This is a genomic window from Neoluteolibacter marinus (assembly GCF_014904755.1).
Taxonomy (GTDB): domain Bacteria; phylum Verrucomicrobiota; class Verrucomicrobiia; order Verrucomicrobiales; family Akkermansiaceae; genus Haloferula; species Haloferula marina.
In genome coordinates this window covers 1-4909 of record NZ_JACZFQ010000044.1, presented here as the reverse complement: position 1 = coordinate 4909, position 4909 = coordinate 1, and the positions used below count along the sequence as shown (strand labels likewise).

Here is a 4909-nt window from a genome sequence, read left to right as displayed (position 1 = left end):
GCACCGCGCTCGGCCGGGCTTCCCGCGACCTGGAACTCGAGAAGGAACTTCTCGAGGCGGCGCGCCAGATCGGCATCGGCGCGCAGTTCGGTGGCAAGTATTTCGCCCTCGACGTCCGGGTGATCCGGCTACCCCGCCACGGGGCGTCCTGCCCGGTGGGCATCGGCGTCTCTTGTTCCGCCGACCGTCAGGCCAAGGCGAAGATCACCCGGGACGGCATCTTCCTCGAGAAGCTTGAGAAGAACCCCGGACGCTTCATCCCGGAAAAGTACCGCGACTGGAAGTTCAAGGGCGTCGAGATCGACCTCGACCAGGGGATGGAGAAAACCCTCGCCACCCTCGACAAGTACCCCGTGACCACCGCGCTGTCGCTCAGCGGAACCATCATCGTCGCCCGCGACATTGCCCACGCGAAGCTCATGGAGCGGCTCGATGAAACCGGCGAACTGCCGGACTACCTCAAGCAGTATCCGGTCTACTACGCCGGTCCTGCCAAAACCCCCGCCGGCTATCCGTCCGGCTCCTTCGGTCCGACCACCGCCGGCCGCATGGATTCCTACGTCGATCTCTTCCAAGGCCACGGCGGTTCGCTCGTCATGCTGGCGAAGGGCAACCGCTCGAAACAGGTCACCGACGCCTGCAAGGCCCACGGCGGCTTTTACCTCGGCTCCGCCGGAGGCCCCGCCGCCCTGCTGGCCAAGGAACACATCCGCAGCCAGGAGGTCGTCGAGTTCCCGGAGCTCGGCATGGAGGCGGTGTGGAAGATCCGCGTCGAGAACTTCCCCGCCTTCATCCTCGTCGACAACAAGGGCAACGACTTCTTCCAGAAGATCAACGAATGCCCGGTCTGCGCCTGACCTGCGCGGCCCTCACTCGTCCTCGCTGGCGCCGCCGCGGATCTTGAATTCGGCTTCCGAAAGCTGCGTGGAGCCGTTCTTGTCCAGCTTGTCGAACTTCTTGGTCACCTTCGCCCCAGGAGTTCCGCGGTTGAGGGTGAGCGCGAACTCCTCCTCGCTGAGCAGACCGTCGCCCTCTTCATCCGGATCCAAGCGGTCAAACTCCGCCGTGTCGGCCAGGTAGAAGGTCTGCGCTTTCGAAGGACGCTTCACCTTCCGGCCGGCGAAGTGGTTGATGTATTCATCCACGGTCAGGTCGAGGCTGCCGTCGTCGTCCGACTCGATGAAGCGATTGCGCATGATCGTCCAGGCGAGCTTGTTCGGGAATGCGATGAGATACTCCTCCATGGTGACGATCTCGTCGTAATCCCCGTCGGCACGACGGAACTCACGGCTCCAGACCGCCTCGCGCTGGCTGCCATCGCCCTGAGTCGTGACCGAGATTTCAGCGGACTCGTCCGATTCCTCCCCGCCGCTACCTGCGGACACCGAATACTTGTAGGTGGTCGATGCCTCGACATCGGAATCGGTGAAAGTGGTGCCGGATGGATTCCCGATCTCGGTTCCATCCCGGTAGACGAAGTATTCGTCGGCACCGCTGACGGCATTCCAATTGAGCACCACGCCCCCGGAAGTCGCGGAGCCGCGCAGGCCGGTAGGGGTGCCCGGGGCTTGCGGGGTGGTCACGGTCGCGGCCACGGAGGGCTCCGAGTTCCCGTCGACGATGCTCGCGGCGATCACGGTGTAGGAATACGCCGTGCCAGGCGTGAGCCCGGTGTCATTGAAAGAGGTATTGGTGGTTGCTCCCCCTTGCTGGGTGTTGTCGCGCAGGACGATGTAACCTTCGGCGCCGGTAACCGCGTTCCAGGTCACGGTGACCGTGGTGCTGCTGCTTGCCACCGCTTGAACGTTGGCAGGGCTGGTAAGAGCGGCGGAGGCAGGAAGGGCAGTGATTGCCAGCAGGGACAGGAAGAATAAGCGCATAACTTTCGAAAAGTCGGGGATAGGGGAGGCTATGGACTCCGAACAAGAACCTGCAAGTCCTGAGTCCCGCCTCCATGAAAACCGCCGGCACGCCAATTTGTGTCAAACTTTCTGCCCTTTCCTGAATCCTCTGGAATCGGGTGATTCGCGACAAAAAAAGCGGGCGGATCCCCCGTGGAACCCGCCCGCCCGAGAATACCCGCTCAGGGTTGGGTCGCTTGCAGGCGCCCGAACAATTTCCCGTCGATGCTCTCGCTGCGCGCGATCGTCACCGTAATCGTGTCCGGTAGACCGCCGTTTTCCGCCACGGCCACCGGACCGGCGCTTGTTTCACCGACGGGCACGTCGGTCCAACCGGCAAGGTCCGAACCGTATTGGAACACCACGGTGGTGTCCGCCTCCGACTCATCGCTGCGGCTGAAAGTGAAAACGTAATCGGTGGCCGTCAGTGACGATACCGGGAGAATGCCGGGATCCGCGGCAAGTGGATCCCCGCCGAGGATGTATTCCAGCATATTCTCGATCCCGTCGGGTTCGGCATCGAACTCCGGCGCGTCATTCGCCAGGGTCAGGCCCTTGTCCGCGGCCCAGGTCGCATAGCCGCCAACCACGGGATCGGAGAGAACATTCACCACGCCGGCCGAGCCCTCGAATCGCTCGGGCACGATGTGATCGGCCCCGGATCCAGTGCCACCGTAGGTTCCGGAGTCCTGTTGAACGCCATCAAAGTAAAGACGGTCGACCGTTTCCGTGCCGGTCGGCTGGACCTTGCCGCCGCTGACGTCGAGGGCGTTCGCATCGGAAATCGAGTCGCCCGAAACCGCCAGCAGGCCACCGCTCACCGTGGTTTTGCCGCTGTAAGTGTTGAATCCGGTGAGGGTCAGGGTGCCGGCACCGATCTTGGTGAGGGCGACATTGTCCTGGATAACGCCGGCGAACGAACTCGAAACATCGCCGGCACCGACCGCCAGGGTCGAGTCGAACGCGGAAGCATTGGCGATCACCGCGTTGCCGCTGAGCAGCGCCAACCCGGAAACCGTCTCCTGGTAGCCGTTCAGGTCGAGGGTCGCCGTGACCGCCAGGGTGTCGACATTCACCCCGCCGTCGAACACGACCAGCCCGGTGTCCGGGATGACATTGTCGGCTCCGAGCTGGAGCCTCGCCGTGGTCGAATTCGGCCAACCGGTGACAAGGTCTCCGATCACCGTGTTGCCGGAATAATCGTTCGCGGGATTGTCCAGGCGGACCGAGCCGCTGTCGTTGGCGGCCTTCAGGTCACCGCTGCCGGTGATCTTGCCCGCGACGGTGAGGCTCTTGCCCCACCCGGCCCTCAGGGCACCCCAGGATCCATCGGCCAATACCACCGTGCGGTTGGGTGCCAGCTCGAGGAAGGAGTCCTGGTTCTGGAGTGCGCCCCCGTCGAAGGTCAGGTTGCTCGGCACCGCCGCGGATCCCAGCTTCTCGTCGAGAGTCACCTGGACGAATCCCCCGGCGATCGTCGTCCCGCCCTCGTAGGAATTGTCGCCGTTGAGGTTCAGGAATCCGGCACCCGTTTTGGTCAAGGTTCCCGGCCCGGCGATGGAAGATGCCACGCCGACGTTGAAACCATTCGAATCGATCGTGACGCCGCCGGCCTGGAGGTCCACTGCCAGGGTGGCTCCGCTGATGAAGTTGCCCTGGTTCTCCTTTGCGACAATCTTGCTCCCGTTGAGATTGAGCATCTGCACGGGAGCAGTCGAACCACCGGAGAAGATCTGCCTCACGTTCACGGTGCCGCCGTTGAGGTTGACGGTGCCCGCCGCGGTGCCGCCGTCACCCAGCACCATCGCACCGAAATCCGCGACGGCGGTGCCGCTGACGTTGAGGATGCCGGTCGAGTCGTTGAAGGCGCCGACCAGGATCCGGGTGTCGCCACCCGCCAAGGTCACCGTTCCTCCGGAGATGTCGTAGATGTTGGTCGGCCCGGCATTCTCCCCGATGTCGATCCGCTCCAGCACAGTGACCGCACCGCCGGTCTGATTGAAGAGGTTGGTGCGCACGGCATTGCCGATGCCGAAGCGCATGCGGTTGGTGGCGTCGAGCGTGCCGCCCTGCATGTTGTAGGTCGCGTCGCCCGAGTTCGCCCACCCGATCGCGAAATCACCGCTGTGGTTCACGTCCGCCGTCCCGCTCTGCGTGACCGTGCCGGTACCGACACCCGCGAAGTTAAGGCGCAGGTTCACCAGGTTCGCGGTGCCCGCGGAAATCTCGTAGTTGCCCGTTCCTCCGAAAGCACCGACGCGGAAATCGCCGCCGGTATGCGTCAGGGTGCCGCCGGTCTGCAGGATGGAACCGATGCCGCCACCTTCGATCCCGATGTCCACCTCACTGTTGGTCGCGACGACGCCGGTGCCGGCCAGGGTCAGGCTGCCCGGACCGTTGTGACCGATCCTCATGGCCACCCCGCTGACCCCGAGGGAACCGCCGCTGTTGACGTTGAGCGTGCCCGTGCCGCCTAGCGCGCCGCCGCCGTTGCCGAGGCGGAAGTTCCCCGAGGTGACGCTGAGCGCGCCGCCGGCATTGACGTTGATCTCGCCGGTCGCCCCCGTCGATCCGACGTAGAGCCCGCCCATCGCCTGGACATCGGGGGTCGGATCCGGGTTGTCGACGAAGGGCGTTCCGATGATGCCCACCGTCGAGGAAATGTTGAGCGTGCTGTAGTCGTGCACCACCAGCTGCCCGAGATCCCCCGCGGCGGGAGCGGACAGGTCGACGATGTCCCCGTAGATGATCTCCGCGTTGCTGCCGGTGGAAGGAACTCCTTCCGGATCCCAGTTGGACCCTTCATTCCAATCGAGGTCGGTGAAGCCGACCCAGGTCGAGGTGGAAATCTCCTGCGCGACGACGCCGGGCGATGCGGCCAGGAGCAGCAAGGAAGGCAGGGCCAGCGATTTCGACAGGTTCTTCAAGTTGGATTCTTTTCTCATCGGGTTCTGGTGCGTGTGATGTCCAAGGGCCGCCGGCTAAAGATGGGTTCGGGACTCCGGTGG

General features: G+C 64.1%; 3 protein-coding genes. 1 reads left to right on the top strand and 2 read right to left on the bottom strand.

The annotated features are described in order from the left end of the window. A partial coding sequence (locus IG178_RS10400) for a FumA C-terminus/TtdB family hydratase beta subunit (protein ID WP_193212479.1) occupies positions 1-857 on the top strand: 857 nt, incomplete at its 5' end. A gap of 12 nt (positions 858-869) precedes the next feature. Here the strand turns inward: IG178_RS10400 and IG178_RS10395 are convergent. Continuing rightward, positions 870-1880, bottom strand: a complete 1011-nt coding sequence (locus IG178_RS10395) for a fibronectin type III domain-containing protein (RefSeq protein ID WP_193212478.1) — start codon at positions 1878-1880, stop codon at positions 870-872. A 203-nt stretch (positions 1881-2083) separates the two neighbouring features. Then, complete coding sequence (locus IG178_RS26015; RefSeq protein ID WP_193212477.1) at positions 2084-4846, bottom strand: autotransporter-associated beta strand repeat-containing protein; 2763 nt, start codon at positions 4844-4846, stop codon at positions 2084-2086. Positions 4847-4909: the final 63 nt, after the last annotated feature.

What these genes read in the sequence shown, in the direction of transcription:
- IG178_RS10395 (WP_193212478.1), bottom strand. Translation starts at nt 1,880, where the DNA reads ATGCGCTTATTCTTCCTGTCCCTGCTGGCAATCACTGCCCTTCCTGCC.
- IG178_RS26015 (WP_193212477.1), bottom strand. Translation starts at nt 4,846, where the DNA reads ATGAGAAAAGAATCCAACTTGAAGAACCTGTCGAAATCGCTGGCCCTG.